This is a genomic window from Streptomyces tamarix (assembly GCF_032423885.1).
In the GTDB taxonomy this organism is placed as follows: Bacteria; Actinomycetota; Actinomycetes; order Streptomycetales; family Streptomycetaceae; genus Streptomyces; species Streptomyces tamarix.
In genome coordinates this window covers 50,755-66,213 of sequence record NZ_JAWCTQ010000024.1, presented here as the reverse complement: position 1 = coordinate 66,213, position 15,459 = coordinate 50,755, and the positions used below count along the sequence as shown (strand labels likewise).

General features: G+C 75.4%; 13 protein-coding genes. 7 read left to right on the top strand and 6 right to left on the bottom strand.

Annotation, left to right across the window (positions count from 1 at the left end; genetic code table 11):
• Positions 1-48: 48 nt before the first annotated feature.
• The 3 genes from RND61_RS19470 to RND61_RS19460 all read right to left on the bottom strand — a co-directional run bounded on the left by RND61_RS19470 (position 49) and on the right by RND61_RS19460 (position 4,382).
• Entirely contained in the window at positions 49-1,686 is a 1,638-nt protein-coding gene (locus tag RND61_RS19470; protein ID WP_315879281.1) for a cellulase family glycosylhydrolase, read from the bottom strand.
• Between the two features lie 426 nt (positions 1,687-2,112).
• Positions 2,113-3,303 carry a mannose-6-phosphate isomerase, class I gene (manA, locus tag RND61_RS19465; RefSeq protein WP_315879280.1) on the bottom strand — a complete coding sequence of 397 codons (1,191 nt, stop codon included), beginning with the start codon at positions 3,301-3,303 and terminating at the stop codon, positions 2,113-2,115.
• Positions 3,304-3,422: 119 nt separating this feature from the next.
• The gene (locus RND61_RS19460; protein WP_315879279.1) at positions 3,423-4,382 is read right to left on the bottom strand and encodes an ROK family protein; all 960 of its coding nucleotides are present in this window, start codon (positions 4,380-4,382) and stop codon (positions 3,423-3,425) included.
• A gap of 213 nt (positions 4,383-4,595) precedes the next feature.
• Between RND61_RS19460 and RND61_RS19455 the strand changes: the two genes are divergently transcribed.
• Both RND61_RS19455 and RND61_RS19450 read left to right on the top strand, forming a co-directional pair.
• The gene (locus RND61_RS19455; protein ID WP_315879278.1) at positions 4,596-5,972 is read left to right on the top strand and encodes a GH1 family beta-glucosidase; all 1,377 of its coding nucleotides are present in this window, start codon (positions 4,596-4,598) and stop codon (positions 5,970-5,972) included.
• 148 nt (positions 5,973-6,120) lie between these two features.
• Positions 6,121-6,318 (top strand): hypothetical protein, encoded by a 198-nt coding sequence (locus tag RND61_RS19450; protein WP_315879277.1) that lies wholly within the window; start codon positions 6,121-6,123, stop codon positions 6,316-6,318.
• A 229-nt stretch (positions 6,319-6,547) separates the two neighbouring features.
• Here RND61_RS19450 and RND61_RS19445 read toward each other — a convergent pair whose 3' ends face one another.
• Positions 6,548-7,696 carry a calcium-binding protein gene (locus tag RND61_RS19445; RefSeq protein ID WP_315879276.1) on the bottom strand — a complete coding sequence of 383 codons (1,149 nt, stop codon included), beginning with the start codon at positions 7,694-7,696 and terminating at the stop codon, positions 6,548-6,550.
• 184 nt (positions 7,697-7,880) lie between these two features.
• Between RND61_RS19445 and RND61_RS19440 the strand changes: the two genes are divergently transcribed.
• The 3 genes from RND61_RS19440 to argJ all read left to right on the top strand — a co-directional run bounded on the left by RND61_RS19440 (position 7,881) and on the right by argJ (position 11,714).
• Complete coding sequence (locus tag RND61_RS19440) at positions 7,881-8,546, top strand: 4'-phosphopantetheinyl transferase family protein (RefSeq protein ID WP_315879321.1); 666 nt, start codon at positions 7,881-7,883, stop codon at positions 8,544-8,546.
• 717 nt (positions 8,547-9,263) lie between these two features.
• Positions 9,264-10,349, top strand: coding sequence for a protein kinase family protein (locus tag RND61_RS19435; protein WP_315879275.1), 1,086 nt, complete (start codon positions 9,264-9,266; stop codon positions 10,347-10,349).
• A 168-nt stretch (positions 10,350-10,517) separates the two neighbouring features.
• Positions 10,518-11,714: a bifunctional glutamate N-acetyltransferase/amino-acid acetyltransferase ArgJ gene (gene argJ, locus RND61_RS19430; protein ID WP_391653755.1), complete on the top strand. Its 1,197-nt coding sequence runs from the start codon at positions 10,518-10,520 to the stop codon at positions 11,712-11,714.
• Between the two features lie 126 nt (positions 11,715-11,840).
• Here argJ and RND61_RS19425 read toward each other — a convergent pair whose 3' ends face one another.
• Both RND61_RS19425 and RND61_RS19420 read right to left on the bottom strand, forming a co-directional pair.
• A complete protein-coding gene (locus tag RND61_RS19425; RefSeq protein WP_315879319.1) occupies positions 11,841-12,518 on the bottom strand; it encodes a phosphoribosyltransferase in 678 nt (225 codons plus the stop codon).
• Positions 12,519-12,571: 53 nt separating this feature from the next.
• On the bottom strand, positions 12,572-13,249 hold the full coding sequence (locus RND61_RS19420) for a dienelactone hydrolase family protein (protein WP_315879274.1): 678 nt from the start codon (positions 13,247-13,249) through the stop codon (positions 12,572-12,574).
• Positions 13,250-13,859: 610 nt separating this feature from the next.
• Here RND61_RS19420 and RND61_RS19415 point away from each other — a divergent pair.
• The gene (locus RND61_RS19415) at positions 13,860-14,603 is read left to right on the top strand and encodes an amidohydrolase family protein (protein ID WP_315879273.1); all 744 of its coding nucleotides are present in this window, start codon (positions 13,860-13,862) and stop codon (positions 14,601-14,603) included.
• The gene (locus RND61_RS19410) at positions 14,603-15,337 is read left to right on the top strand and encodes an amidohydrolase family protein (RefSeq protein WP_315879272.1); all 735 of its coding nucleotides are present in this window, start codon (positions 14,603-14,605) and stop codon (positions 15,335-15,337) included. The genes RND61_RS19415 and RND61_RS19410 overlap by 1 nt, the downstream gene beginning before the upstream one ends.
• The last annotated feature ends 122 nt before the right edge of the window (positions 15,338-15,459 follow it).

The window sequence follows — 15,459 nt, the reverse complement described above, 5'->3', positions numbered from 1 at the left end:
CCGGAGGGGGCGCGGCCCTTGGTCGTACCCGGCTTCCGCGGCGCCGGGTCAGCCCTTGGCGCAGGGGGCGCCGTTGAGGGTGAAGGCGGCCGGCACGCCGTTCGTACCGGTGAACGAGGCGTTGATGCCGAAGCTCACCGAGCCGCCCGCCGGGATGGTCTCGGTCCACGACTCGGGGGTGGCCCGGACCTGGGCGCCCTGCTGGACGACCTTGGCGTTCCAGGCGGAGTGCACCGTCTGGGAGCCGGGGAAGGCGAAGTCGAGCTGCCAGCCCTTGACGGCCGTCGTCCCGGTGTTGCGGATGGTCACGTCGGCGTTGAAGCCGCCGCTCCACTCGTTCATCCGGTACGTGACCGCGCAGGCGCCCGTGGACTGCGCCGGCGCCGTGGTGACGGCGACCGGGGCGGAGCGCGCGGAGCGGTTGCCGGCGGCGTCGCGGGCGTAGACGGCGAAGGAGTACGCGGTGGACGGCGTCAGGCCGGTGACGGTCGCGCTGTTCACGGCGGCCGTCGCGACGCGGGTCTCCGCGGTGCCGTCGAGGCGCACCACGTCGTACGCGGTGACCGCAGTGTCGTCGGTGGAGGCCGCCCAGCCGAGCGTCACGCTGGTGGAACGGACGTCCGACGCGGTCGGGGTGCCCGGCGCGGTGGGGGCCTTGGTGTCGCCACCGCCGCCACCGGCGTAGACGCTCGCCTCGCGGGAGGTCGCCTTGATGCCGTTCGCGCCGTTGAAGATCCGCTCGCCCCACGAGGAGAGGCGGGAGGGGTCGAAGCCGACGGCCATGTCGAGGTACTCGACGCCGCCGCCGTTGCCGCTCCACGACCACCCCAGGTAGCCGAGGCCGAGCTCCTCGGTGGTGGCCATGATCGCGTTCTCGTCGGGGTTGCCGTCGGAGTGGTCGTGGCCGAACTCGCCGACGACGATCGGCAGTCGGGCGGAGACAAACCGGTTCAGGTAGTCCCGCACCTCGGCCGCCGTGTCGAACACGCCGTACATGTGGATGGAGAACACCGTGTTCCGCGCCGGGTCGGCGGAGAACACCCGCTGGGCGTTGTCCCGCATGGTGAAGGACCAGTCCTGGCCCCAGTTCGGGCCGTCCACCATCAGGGTGTGGGTGAATCCGGCGGTGCGGAGCCGGTTGATCGCGGCGGACGTGTCCGAGGTCCACGCCGTGTATCCGGAATTGCCGTGCGGCTCGTTCCCGATGTTCAGGACGACGTACTTCTCCTGGCCCTTGAGGGCGCTCTGCACACTGACCCAGTAGTCCACGGCGCGGTCCAGCGACACCGCGCCGGCCTGCTCGCCGTACCCGGTCGTGTCGTGCGCCTCCAGGACGCAGACGAGCCGGTTCTCCTTGCACTGGGCGACGACGGCCGCCACGTCGGCGGTGTCGTTCTTCGTCCAGCGGTCGCCCGTGGCGAGGACGACGCGGACCGTGTTGGCGCCGAGCGCCTTGACGTCCTTCAGGGCCTTCGGCGTCGTGGCCGTGTACCAGGTGTGGGCGTGGTTGACGCCGCGCATGACGAAGTCGTTGCCGTTCGCGTCCAGCAGTCGGCCGTCGCTGACCTGGAAGCCCGGTGCCGCAGTCGCCCCGGCGTCGGCCGCCTGGGCGGCGGAGGGGGCGGTGAACACCGAGGCCGCCATGGCCAGCAGCGCTCCCGCCGCGGTGGCCAGTCTGTTTCTCATCGCTTGCTCCCAACGTGGTCGCACGTACGCCGCGGACGCGTGCGTTCCCGGCGTACGGCTGGCGGTTCCCTTGCGGGGCTGTGCTCCCGGCCCCCGCGGACATTCCCCGGAGGTACTTGGGGCGGAGAATGTCCGGTGGGTGTCGCGCATTCACGAAAATGGTGCGTCGGAGAGCCGGGATGGATTCCCGCTGTCCGGTCCGAGATTGCGGCTCCAAGACCGGACAGCGGGGGAGCGGGCGCCGGCGGGGAACGCGGCACGCGCCCCGGGTAAAGGGCGTGTGACCGACGGTGGTTCATGGTCCGACCGGCGACTGGAAGAGAGGCTAGAACGCAGTCACGACCGGGACAACCGTTGGGGCGAAACCGGTTAAGTTTAGTTGTCGTTCACCTTGCGGAGGTGTTCCGGATGTCCGGTCGGGGTGTTTCATCCCGCCGTGGCGGTGGCCCTGAAGACCGTTCCGTCCCCGGTCACCTCGATCTCCTCGCCGGCCGGGACGTACGCCGAGGCGCCCGGCCCGAGGGCGAGTTCGCCCTCCCGGCCCGCCAGCCGGACGCGGCCGTGGGTGCACACGAGGATCTGCGGGCCGGCCCCGTCGAGGTGGTACGCGGCGCGGGCCGTGCCCGGCCGGAGCCGGGACAGCCGGAAGTCGCCGACCGGCGCCGGGTAGACCTCCTCGCCCCCGTCGAGGACCACCGGGCGCACGGCGCCGGTCGGCCCGGCGGCGAAGCGCACCACGCGCAACAGCTCCTCCACGTCCACGTGCTTGGTCGTCAGCCCGCAGCGCAGCACGTTGTCCGAGCCGGCCATGACCTCCACGCCGAGCCCCCGCAGGTACGCGTGCGGCACACCCGCCCCCAGGAACAGCGCCTCGCCGGGGGCGAGCCGGACCTGCCGCACCATCAGGGCGGCGAGCACCCCCGGGTCGCCGGGGTGGACGCGGGCCACGTCCTCGTAGACCGCGCACTCCCGCCCCCACGCGCCCCCGCCCCGCGCCACGCGCCCCAGCGCGCGGGTGACCTCGGCGAGCAGGGCCGGGTCGGGGGAGGTGAGGAACGCGGAGAACACCTCGCGCAGGGCGTCCTCCTCGGTGCCGGAGCGCAGGGCGTGCGCGTACGGGGCGAGGCCGGCCACCCCGAGTGCGTCGAGGAGCTCGGCGCACTCGCGGGCCGGACGGAAGCCGCACAGGCCCTCGAACGGGCTGAGCGCGACGATCATCTCCGGCTTGTGGTGGGCGTCCCGGTAGGTGCGGTGCGGCGCGTCGAGGGGGACGCCGGCGGCGTTCTCGCGCGCGTAACCGGCCGCCGCCTGCGCCGCGTCGGGGTGCACCTGGAGCGACAGGGGCGCGTCGGCCGCGAGGAGCTTGAGCAGGAACGGCAGCCGCGGCCCGAACCGGCGCACGGTCGCGTCGCCCAGCTCGGCACCGGGGTCGGCGGCGATGACCTCGTCGAGCGGCGACGGGCGGCCCCCGCGCGACACCCGGGAGGGGGCCGCGGGGTGGGCGCCCATCCACAGCTCCGCCTGCGGCGTGCCGTCGGGGACGGTCCCCATCAGTTCGGGCAGCGCGGTGGGGGAGCCCCAGGCGTAGGGGCGGACGGTGTTGCTGAGGAGGTCCACGGGTGGGTTCCTTTCGACCGGCCGGCCGAGGGACGTGCCACCCGGGGCGGCGGGAGGGAGGGGGGAGACGGGGAACTACGGGCAGGGCGGGCCGGGGGCCGGCCCGCCGGCGGGCGCGGTCAGCCCGCCGGTACGCGCGGCGCGGGGACGGATCCGGTGCGGGCCGCCGCGGCCGCCGCGCCGATGAGCCCGGCGTCGAGGGCCAGTTCCGCGGGGACGACCGGCACGCCGCGCGCGAAGCCCAGCACCGCGTACGCGTCCAGCCACCGCCGCAGCGGGGCGAACAGCGTGTCACCGGCCTGCGCCACGCCCCCGCCGATGACCACCACGTCCAGCTCGACGAGGGTGATGGTCGCCGCGATCCCGGCGGCCAGGGCCTGCGCGGCCCGGTCGTACGCGGCCCGGGCCGTCGCGTCGCCCGCGCGGGCGGCGTCCGCGACGGCGGCGGCGGTCGCCGCGGTGCCCGGGGGAGGCGTCCACCCGGCGGCCAGGGCGCGGGCGGCGATCGCCGTACCGCTCGCCAGGCCCTCCACGCACCCGCGCGCGCCGCACGGGCACGGATCGCCGTCGAGGTCCACGGAGATGTGGCCGATGTGCCCGGCGTTGCCCGAGGGGCCGGTGTGCAGCCGCCCGTCGAGGACGAGCCCGCCGCCGACGCCCGTGGACACCACCATGCACAGCGCGTTGTCCCTGCCCCGCGCCGCGCCCATCCAGTGCTCGGCGGCGGTCATGGCGACCGCGTCGCCGACCAGCACCGGCCGTATGCCGGCGGGCATCCGCGGATGGGTCCGCACCCGCTCGACCAGCGGGAACGCGCGCCACCCGGCGATGTTGACCGGGCTGACGGTCCCGGCGGCCGTGTCGACCGGGCCCGCGCAGGCGATCCCCACGCGGTCCAGGGACGCCCAGGCCGGGTGCGCGGAGAGCTCGTCCAGGACGGCGGTGACGGCTCCCATCAGCGCCTCGGCCGGCTCGCGGGCGGGCGTCGGCCGCTGCGCCCGGGCCACGAGACGGCCCTCCGGGTCGACGAGCGCCCCGGCGATCTTCGTACCGCCGATGTCCAGAGCCCCGTACACCATCGCGTCAGCCTTTCGTCACGGGTAGCGCGGGGCCGGGCGCCCCGCGAGGGATCACTGTGCCTGGAAGGTGACAACGTTGTCTAGCCGGTCGGCGGAGTTCAGCATAGGTTTAGTAAATCCCTCTCCCATGGGTCGGACCACCCTTTACGACGCCACTTGATCGGTTCAGTATCGGAGGGCCGTCCCCACCGCTCGAAGGGCACCGACACCCCGATGACCGACTTCCCCTCCTTCCCCCGCCACTTCGTCTTCGGCGCCGCGACCGCCGCGTACCAGATCGAGGGCGCCGTCCGCGAGGGCGGGCGCGGGGACTCCATCTGGGACACCTTCGTGCGGCTCCCCGGCCGCGTCGACGGCGGCGACTCCGGTGACACCGCCTGCGACCACTACCACCGCCACGCCGAGGACATCGCCCTGCTCAAGGAGCTGGGCGTCGACTCGTACCGCTTCTCCATCGCCTGGCCCCGCGTCCAGCCGACCGGCACGGGCCCCGCCAACCCCGCCGGGCTCGACTTCTACGCGCGCCTCGTCGACCGCCTCCTGGAGGCCGGTGTCGAACCGGCCGTCACCCTCTACCACTGGGACCTGCCCCAGGCCCTGGAGGACCGGGGCGGCTGGCGGAACCGGGACACGGCGCTGCGGTTCGCGGAGTACGCCTCCGTGGTCGCGGAGGCCCTCGCGGACCGCGTGCCCCGCTGGATCACCCTCAACGAACCGTGGTGCAGCGCCTTCCTCGGCTACGCCAACGGCCACCACGCCCCCGGGGCCCGCGAGGGCACCCCCGCCCTCGCCGCCGCCCACCACCTGCTCGTCGGGCACGGCCACGCCATGGGCGCCCTGCGCGCCGCCGGCGTGCGGGAGGCCGGGATCACCCTCAACCCCGACCACGTCACCCCCGCGACCCCCGGCCCCGAGGACACCGCCGCCGCCCTGCGCGCCGAGACGCAGCGCAACCTCGTCTGGACCGAGCCCCTGCTGGCGGGCCGTTACCCGGAGTCCGAGGAGGACACCTGGGGCGAGCTGATCACCCGGCAGACGTTCCGCCGCCCCGGCGACCTCGAACTGATCTCCGCGCCGATGGACTTCCTCGGCATCAACTACTACACGCCGGCCGTCGTCCGCGACGCCCCCCACCGCGAGCCGGACCCGCGGCTGCGCACCGCCGACGACAACCGGTTCGCCGCCGTCGGCATGCCGGGCGTCCGCCACACCGCCATGGACTGGCCCGTCGCCCCGCACACCCTGCACGCGCTGCTGGTCTCCCTGCGGGACCGCTACGGCGACGCCCTCCCGCCGATCCACATCACCGAGAACGGATCGGCCGAGCACGACGAGCCCGCCCCCGACGGCACGGTGCACGACACCGACCGGATCTCCTACCTCGACGGGCACCTGCGCGCCGTGGCCGCCGCCCTCGCGGACGGCGTCGACGTGCGCGGCTACTACGTGTGGTCGCTCCTCGACAACTTCGAATGGGCCCACGGCTACAGCAAGCGCTTCGGCATCGTCCACGTGGACTACGCGACGCAGCGGCGCACCCCGAAGGACAGCTACCACTGGTACCGGCGGCTGATCGCCGCGCGGAGGTGATCCGGGGCGGCGGGCGCGGAAGCGGCCCGGGGTGAGGGGCGGAAGTGACCGGAGGTGAGGGGGTGGGGAAGCCGCCGGCCCGGGTACCCGTGCCTCCGCCGCCCCGTGCCGGGGCGGGTGGAACCCGGCGAATTCCCGGAGGCGAGACATGAGCAGCGACCGCACGAGCGACCCGTGGGGCTACCCCACCCCGTCCCAGGCGGAGGGCGAGCGGGAGCGGGATCCCGGTGCCGAGGAGCACCCCGACGTGGCCCGGTCGACCCCGTCCCAGGCGGAGGGCGAGCGGAGCGCCGAGGAGGGCGAGACGGAACTGGGGTCGGAGGCCGCGAAGAAGAACATCACCTGACGCGACGCGGGCCCCGGGGCGGACCGTACCGCGGCGGCGCCGCCCGGCCGGGGCTGCCCGGACCGGCCGGTTCGGCTCGGGCCGCCCGGTCCGGGCAGGCCCGGTCGAGCGGTTCGGGCCGTCCGGGCCGTCCGGGCCGGTTCCCGTGCCGACGGGCGCACGGCCGGTCCCGGCGCGTCCGGCGTGTGTCCGGCCCCGGCACGGCCGGCGCGCGTCCGGTCCCGGCGCGTCAGGTCTCGCAGGCGATCTCGGTGTCGGCGCCGGCCTCGCCGTCGCAGTCGTCCCTGCCGACCGCGCCGTCCTGGCGGTCGTCGGCGGGGCCGCCGCGCAGCAGGTCGTCCCCCGCACCGCCCTCGATGCGGTCGGCCGAGCCGCCCGCGGCGGCCGACGCGAAGGTGGCGCCGTCGACGTTGTCGCCGAACAGCCGGTCGTCGCCGCCGCGGCCCTGCACCAGGTCCTTCCCGCCCGTCGCGCCGGCGGGGTCGCCGAAGGCGCTGTCCCCGGCGAGGACGTACTCGGCCGCCGAGCCGCCCAGGATCCGGTCGTCGCCGGAGCCGACCGCCGTGCCGGTGGGCGCGTTGTGGTCGCCCCACGCGCCGAAGCCGCCGTCCTCGCCCAGGTCGATGAAGTCGTCACCGCCCGCGCCCCGGGCGCCCCCCGCCTGGGCGGCGCTGTCCCCGGTCGCGTCACCGAACTCGCCGGGCCCCTCCCGCAGGACGTCGTCGCCGGCCCCGGACGCCCCGTACACGCCGAGCGCGTCACCGACGAGGCTGTCGTGGCCCTCCCCGCCCTCCAGGATGTCGTCGCCGCCGCCGGCCGCGTGCTCGCCGCGGCTGTCACCGACCAGCGAGTCGTCGTCCGGGCCGCCGAGGAGCACGTCGGGGGAGGCGCCGGAGGCGGTGCCCTGCGGGGCGTAGGCGTCGCCCACCACCGTGTCCACGCCCGGGCCGCCGTCCAGCCGGTCGGCGCCGGCCGGACCGGTCGTGTCGCCGGCCCTCGCCCCGTGGTCGCCGACCAGGACGTCGTGGCCCGCACCGCCGTCCAGCCGGTCGTCCCCGGCGTCGCCGAACAGCCGGTCGTCGCCCGTGCCGCCGGTGAGGCGGTCGTCGCCGCCTCCGCCGCAGACCACGTCGTCGCCCCCGCCGCCGTCGATCACGTCCGCGCCCGGTGTGCCGACGATCACGTCGTCACCGGGCGTGCCCGTGGTGCCGGGGGTGGTGGCCGCAGCGCCGAAGCACGTCCGCGCGTCGGTCGCCCCGGTGTCGGCCGCCCCGGCGCCGGGCGCGGCGGAACCGATCAGGGCGGCCGCGGCGACGATCTGGACGCAGACGGCGAGGACGCCCCGGCGGCCGGGTCTTCTTCCCTGCTCGCACAGCATGGTTCACTCCCTGGGGGTGGTGGGGTCACTGCCGCGTGATCCCTTCCATCACCGGGGGGCGCCACCGCAAGACGCCCAGTGTTTTCATCCGTTCAGATAATGATCTGAACAATCGGTACGCGTGTCCGTGTGCGAAGGCGCCCCGCCGGGGCGCCACCGCCGTGCCATGGGGGGACGAACGTCTGTGATCGACCTGCTGCTGCCGTCCGGGGTGTCCGTCGCCGAGGCCTTCCACGACCCGCCCGACCTGCCGCTGCTCGGCACGGAGGCCGAGGAGGTGAGCCGCGCGGTGGACAAGCGGCGCCGGGAGTTCACCACCGCCCGGTGGTGCGCGCGGCGGGCCCTCGCCGGGCTGGGCATCGGACCCGTACCGATACCGCGCGGTGAGCGCGGGGCGCCGGTGTGGCCGGACGGGATCGTCGGCAGCATGACGCACTGCCAGGGCTATCGGGCGGCGGCCGTGGCGCGCGACACCGACCTGCGGTCCCTCGGGATCGACGCCGAGGAGCACCTGCCGCTGCCGGACGGCGTCCTGGGCCTGGTCGCGTCGGAGGGCGAGCGGGAGCACCTCGCGGAGCTGGCCCGGGTACGGCCCGGCGTCCACTGGGACCGGCTGCTGTTCAGTGCGAAGGAATCGGTGTACAAGGCGTGGTTCCCGCTGACCCGCCGCTGGCTGGGCCACGACGAGGCCGAGCTGGTCTTCGCGGCCGACGGGACGTTCGCGGCGCGGCTCCTGGCGCACGACCCGCGGGTGCCGGCGGAGGGGTTCACCGGACGGTGGGCCGTCGACGGGGCCCTCGCGGTCACCGCCGTGACGGTGCCGCCGCACGAGCCGCCCCCGCAGGGCTAGGTGTATTGACCCGTGAGGTCGGGTCCGCGGCCCCGTCACGGACCCGGCCGGGAGCGGGTGCGGCCACCGCGTGGGCACCGGGGCCGCGCGGACCCGCGAAGGCCGCGCGGGGACCACGGGCCGACTCGGGAGCCCGGCAGGGGCCGTGCGCCCGCGCCACCGTGGAACCGCAGGCCAAAGGGCCGGGGCGCCTGGTTCTCGGAGCGCTCGCGCCGGCTGTGGACGGCCGGCTGCGGAACCGGTGACGACGACAGGGCCGCGTACGTCGTCGTCCGCGCGGCGAGCGGGACGAGCGGCTCGTCGCGCCGGCGGCGGACGGCAGACGGCAGACGGCGGATGCGGACACGTCGTCGCCGCCGACCGCGTCGGCCGGGCGCCGGGCGTGGCGCGGCACGGCCGGGGCGATCACTGCGATCCTCCGGACGGCGGGATCCGCGACCCGGGCCGTATCGCCGTCAGGTGGCGTCGCAGCGGACCGGCGGGGCGGCCGGTGGCGCTCGTGGCCCACGGCGGACGGCACGGGTGACCAGGCGAGCGGGAGCCTCGGCGTACCCTCCGGCCACCGTCCCCCTGCTGCAACAGCCGCCGGAGGCAGTCGGGTTGCGCCGCACCGCACCGGCTCCGGCGCCGGCTTCGGCGTGGGAGGGTGGTTCGGGTCCCCGTCCCGGTGTCCGCTGACGCCGCGGCACAAGGGGCGGGGCGCGGCTGGAGGCACAGATGGAGATCCCCGACACGTCCCGCGGTGCCCGTCTGGCCGCCCACGGCGCCGTTTCCACGTCGCTGGCGCTGTGCAGCGACCGCGGACTGCGCGAGTTGGTGGACGCCGGCACACGGCTCGGGTCGGGCATCGGAGGGGAGACGGTCCTGCTGGAGGTCGAGGGAACCCCGGTCTTCGTCAAACAGGTGCGGCTGACCGATCTGGAGCGACGGCCGGAGCACGTTCGCTCCACCGCGAACCTCTTCGACCTCCCGGCCTTCTGCCACTACGGCATCGGCACCGTCGGCAGCCCGGGGTTCGGGGCCTGGCGGGAGCTGGCCGCGCACACCATGACGACGAACTGGGTGGTCGCGGGGGACTACGGGGGCTTCCCCCTGATGCACCACTGGCGGGTGATGCCGGACTCCGGCCGGCCGCTTCCCGAGGAACTGGCCGATGTGGACCGGGCCGTCGCCCACTGGGGAGGCGGTTCAGGGGTGCGCCGCCGGATCGAGGCCCTCCAACGGTCCACGGCGAGCCTCGTACTGTTCCTGGAGTACGTCCCGCAGAACCTGCACGACTGGTTGCGCGCCGAGATCGGGGCCGGTGGCGAGGCGGCCGAGCGGGCCTGCGCCATGGTGGACAGCGAGCTGGAAGCGGGCGTCTCGTTCATGAACGCCCGCGGACTGCTGCACTTCGACGCCCACTTCGAGAACATCCTGACCAACGGCCGGCAGATCTTCTTCACCGACTACGGCCTCGCGCTCTCCTCCCGCTTCGAGCTCGCCCGGGACGAGGCCGACTTCTTCGACCGGCACCGTGCCTACGACCGGCACCACACGACCACGCACCTGGTGAACTGGCTCGTCTTTGCCCTGTACGGACACGAACCGGAGGAGCGCGAAGCGTTCGTGCGCGCCTGCGCCCGAGGGGTCTTCCCCGAGGGGGTTCCGGCGTCGGTCGCGGCGCTCCTCGTCCGACACGCGCCGGTCGCCGCGATGATGGGCGACTTCTCCCGCGCGTTCCAGCGGGAGAGCCGGGCGGTCCTCCCTCCGCTGGCGGCGATCCGACGGAGGGAGCAGCAGGACGGCCCGTCCGCTGCCTGACGCACCGACGGGCCGGAGCTCGCGGGGGGCGACCCCGTGAACGGCGACAACCGATCGCAAGCGGGTGGTGAACCGGTCGACCCGGGCCGTGCGGCGGGGCGGGACGGGGCCGGGGCGGCGCTCGAAAACGGATGGACAGCCTCTCACCAGACTGCAAATATATGCCGTATGACGCATGATCATGCATTGACTCGGGATTCCGACCCCGTGGCGTGGCCCATGGGCTTCCGCGCCTACACGGGACACGGCGGACTGCGCGAACACGGCGACGACATCTCGATCGTCGCATCGGAACGCCCGGCCACCAGCGCCGCGATGTTCACCCGGAGCCTCTTCGCGGGCCCGGCCGTACTCCTCAGCCGCGCGCATGCCGCGGGGCGGAACCTGCGTGCGGTGACGACGCTGGCGCAGAACGCGAACGTCGCCACCGGGCGCCAGGGCGAGGAGAACGCCGCCGAAGTCGTCCGCCGCGTCGCCGGGATCCTGGACATCCCGGAGGGCGAGGTGCTCATCGGCTCCACCGGCGTCATCGGACGCCCCCTGCCGATGGGAACCATCCGTGCGCACTTCGACGGGACGGCCCGGCGCGGCCTCGCCGCGTTCACGGCAGGACCGCTGGACGTGGCCCGCGCGATGATGACCACCGACACCCGCCCGAAGACCGCCGTGCGGACCGTCGGGCAGGCCCGCGTCGTCGGCGTCGCCAAGGGGGTCGGCATGCTGGAACCCGATATGGCCACGATGCTGGCCTACGTGTTCACCGACGCGGAGCTGTCCCCGGCCGACCTGGACGGGGCGTTGCGCGCAGCGGTGGACCGCACGTTCAACTGCCTGAGCGTCGACACGGACACCTCGACCTCCGACACCGTGGCGGTCATCGCCAACGGTGCCGCGGGACCGGTCGATCCGGCGCGGTTCTCCGAGGTCCTCACCGACCTGTGTCTGGACCTCACCCAGCAGATGGCCGGTGACGGCGAAGGCGCCACCAAGCTCCTGCGCGTCACCGTCGGCCAGGCCGGCGACCACGGACAGGCGAAACGCATCGCCAAGAGCGTGGTGAACTCCCCCCTAGTCAAGACCGCCGTCCACGGCGCCGACCCCAACTGGGGCCGGGTGCTGATGGCCCTCGGCAAGAACACCGACGACACGGACATCGCGCCGGACCGCGTCACCGTGCGGTTCGGCGACATCGAGGTGTACCCCGAGGAGCCCGAGGCCGACACCCTCGACCGGCTCGTCGACCTCATGCGCCGGGACGAGGTCGACATCGTCGTCACACTGGGCCTGGGAGACGCCGAAGCCACGGTCTACGGCTGCGACCTGTCCGCCGGCTACGTCCGCGTCAACGCGGACTACACGACGTGACCGGACCCGGCCGCGGCGACGGCCACCCCGCCGCTTCGGCCCCCACCGCGGAGGAAGCGCCCGGTTCCCGCGGGCGGTGAAGTCCGCTCCGGTGGTCCCGGGACCGGCCGACGCCCCGGGCCGGGTTCAGCGGTGGCGGGTGGGGCGGAGGCGGTCCGGGGCGGACAGGGCGGCCAGCACCCGGAGCACCTCGTCGTCCGGCACCTGGTCGAAGTCCCCGTACCAGAGGCCCACCGCGCGGAAGTCCGCCGGTTCGGAGAGGCAGACCAGGTCGTCCACCTCCGGACGCAGCCCCGCCGCGGCCCGACGGTCGCCCACGGGGACGGCCAGCACCAGCCGCGCGGGCTCCTCGCCCCGCAGCAGCCGCGCCGCCGCGCGGGCCGTGACGCCCGTCGCCAGGCCGTCGTCGACCAGGACGGCCGTCCGGCCCCGCAGGTCCGGTCCCGGGGCGCCGCGCCGGTACAGGGCCTCCCGCCGGTGCAGCTCGGCGCGTTCCCGGGCCACGTCGGCGCCCAACTCGTCCGGGGTGATGCCGAGCATCGCCAGCGCCCGCTCGTCGAAGAGGGGCGGCGCCTCCCCGGCGATCGCCCCGATCCCGACCTCCGACCGGCCGGGCAGCCCGATCTTCCGCACGACCAGCACGTCCAGCGGCGCCCCGAGCGCCCGCGCCACCTCCGCGCCGACCGGGACACCGCCCCGCGGCAGGGCCAGTACGACCGGGTCGGGCCACTGCTGCTCGGCCGCCCGCGCCCGTACCCGCTCACCGAGCCGGCGCCCCGCGTCCCGCCGGTCCTCGAACCGCAGCTCCATCACGACCTCCTCGCCGCGGCGGCCGTCCGGCCGGCCGCCACCCGGCCTCACGGCTGCCCGTCGCCCGCGTCGAACCCCTCGCCACCCGGCCGCAGGAACCACTCCCGCGCGGCGCGGACCACGTGCTCCAGCGCGCCCGGCTCCTCGAAGAGGTGGCCGGCCCCGGGCACGACCTCCACCCGGTGCGGCGCCTCCAGCCGCCCGGCCGCCTCGCGGTTCAGCCGCAGCACCTCGGGGTCCTCCCCGCCGACGATCAGCAGGACCGGTGCCGCCACCCGCGCCAGCGCGCCCCCCACCAGGTCCGGGCGCCCGCCGCGCGACACCACCGACCGCACCCGCGCGGGGCGTTCCGCCGCCCCCCGCAGCGCCGCCGCCGCTCCCGTACTCGCCCCGAACAGCCCCACCCCCAGCGACCGCGTCACCGGCTCGTCGGCGAGCCAGTCGACCGCGGACACGACCCGCGACGCCAGCAGGTCGACGTCGAACCGGTACTCGGCGGTCAGCAGGTCGTGCCGCTCCTCCCGCTCCGTGAGCAGGTCCATCAGCAACGTGCCCATGCCCGCCTTCCGCAGCGCCCCGGCCACGGCCTGGTTGCGCGGGCTGTGCCGGGAGCTCCCGCTGCCGTGCGCGAACACCACCATCAGCGGCACCGAGGCGGGCAGCGCCAGGTCGCCGCGGAGCGCGGAACCGTCCGTCGCGGGCAGGACGACCTCTTCCAGGATCACGACGGCCTCCCTCCTCCGGCCGGGACACCCGGGACCCTCGGGTCACCCGGGACGGGTGCTCCCGCCCCGCCGGGCCAAACGTGGGGTCCCGTCCCGAAGGGGAGGCCGGAACGGGCACCGGCGGCATGGCACGCGGCAGCGGCACGGGGCAGGAGGCGCCACGGACCGCGACCCGTTCACCGGACGGGTCCGGCACCGGGCCCGCCCGCGGGGCCGGGAGGGGCGGGGACCCCGCGGACGGTCCCGTGCGCAGGGTCCGCGGGCCCTGATCACCGGGTCGGGCCGTCGTCGTACCGGGCGGCCCCACGCGCAGGGTCCGCGAGCCCCCGGGCCCGCGCCCTGGGGCGGCTCGCTCTTCGCCGGCGGCCGGCGCACCCACGCGGGCGGCCCCGGCCGGCACCGGTCCGCCTCCCGTGCCACGGCCCCCCGGCGGGCGCGGCCCCCGGTGGGCGCGTGACCTCCGAAGGGCGTGGCCCCGGTGGGCGCGTGGCTCCCGCGCCGGGGGCGGTGCCGGGCGCGCGGCGGCCGGGGCGCGGCCACGCCTCGTTGACGGTGCCGCCTCCGCGTTCTAGTTTCGGCCCTGTCCACAAGTCGACGGGAGGGGGAAGGCGTGAGCGGGTACGCGTGGCTGCGGCCCACGGCCGAGGAGCACGTCGGGTGGGACGTCGACGTGCTGTACGGACCCTGGCCCCGGCACCACCGCGACACGACCCTGGCCGAGGTGCGGGCCCGGCTCGCCGCGTCACCCGTCGCCGGGGCGCTGGCGCTGTCCACGCGCGGCCCCCTCTTCGACGACGCGGGCGGCAACGCCGAGACGCTCCGCGACCTCGCCGGCTGCCCCGAACTCCGCCCCGTCGGCACGGTCGACGTGCGCGACGCCCTCACCGCCGAGGCCCGCCTGGACGAACTGGCCGCCGCCGGCGTCCGGTTCCTGCGCCTGTTCACCGTCGACCAGGGCGCCGAACCCGACTTCCCCGGTTACCGCAGGGTCGTCCGGCTGGCCGTCGAACGCGGCCTGGTCCTCCTCCACGACGGCGACCCGCGCCGCTTCGGCCCGCCGCTCACCGGCCGGGGCGCCGACGTCGTGTTCCTCGACCTCCACGCGTACCTCCTCGCCGACTTCCTCCTCCTCGCCCGGGACGAACCCGGCTTCCGGGCCACCACCCGGATGCTCTCCGGACCCGACTCCATCGAGCGGGTCGTCGAGTCCGTGGGCGCCCGCCACCTCGTCTTCGGCTCGCGCACGCCCTTCATGGACATCTCGCCCCAGACGCTGAAGCTGCGGTACGCCGACATCTCCGCCGACGACCGCGCCGCGATCGCCACGAAGAACGTCGAGGAGCTGCTCGTCTGATGCCGATCATCGATGTGCACGCCCACGTGGGCCACTGGCCGTTCCACCTGACCTCCGGCGACGCCGACACCAACCTCCGCCAGATGGACCGGTACGGCATCGACCTGCAGCTCGTCTCCGCGTCCGAGGCCGTCGTGTACGACGCGGTCGCCGGCAACGCCGCCCTGTACAAGGCCCTCGCGACCCGGCCCCGCCTCCTCGGCTACGCCGTCGTCAACCCGAACCGCATCGAGGAGAGCGCCGCCGACCTGCGGCGCTGCCTCGACACCGGACGGTTCGTCGGCGCGAAGATCCACACCCACTACCCGGGTCGACTGCCCGGCTCGCCCGAGATGGCCGCCGCCTTCGACGTGGTCGCCGAGGCGGGCGTACCGCTCCTCCTGCACACCTGGGGCACCGAGGTCACCCTCCTGCCGGAGCTGGTCGAGGCCCGCCCCGGCCTGCGCGTCATCCTGGGGCACGCGGGCGGCGACGCCTGGCGCGAGGCGGCGCACGCCGCGGCCGCCTGCGACCGGCTGTACCTGGAGCACTGCCGCACCGCCACCGACGCGGGCCGCGTCGCGTACGCCCGCGAGGCCGGGGTGCCGGTGGAGCGCATCCTGTTCGGGACGGACGCCACCCTCGTCGACCCGTGCGTCTCGCTCGGCGTGATCCGTGACGCGCACTTCACCGAGGACGAGTTGGAGCGGGTGCTGTGGCGCAACGCCGCCCGCCTCTTCGGCCTGAGCCTCTGACCCCCGCCCGCGCCTGCCGAACCCCCTCGCGCCACCGAACTCCCCCTTCCACCGGGGCCCCTCGCCCCACCGGAGTCCCTCGTCCCACCGGGCGCACACGCCCCCGCGCCCCGGAGCCGCCG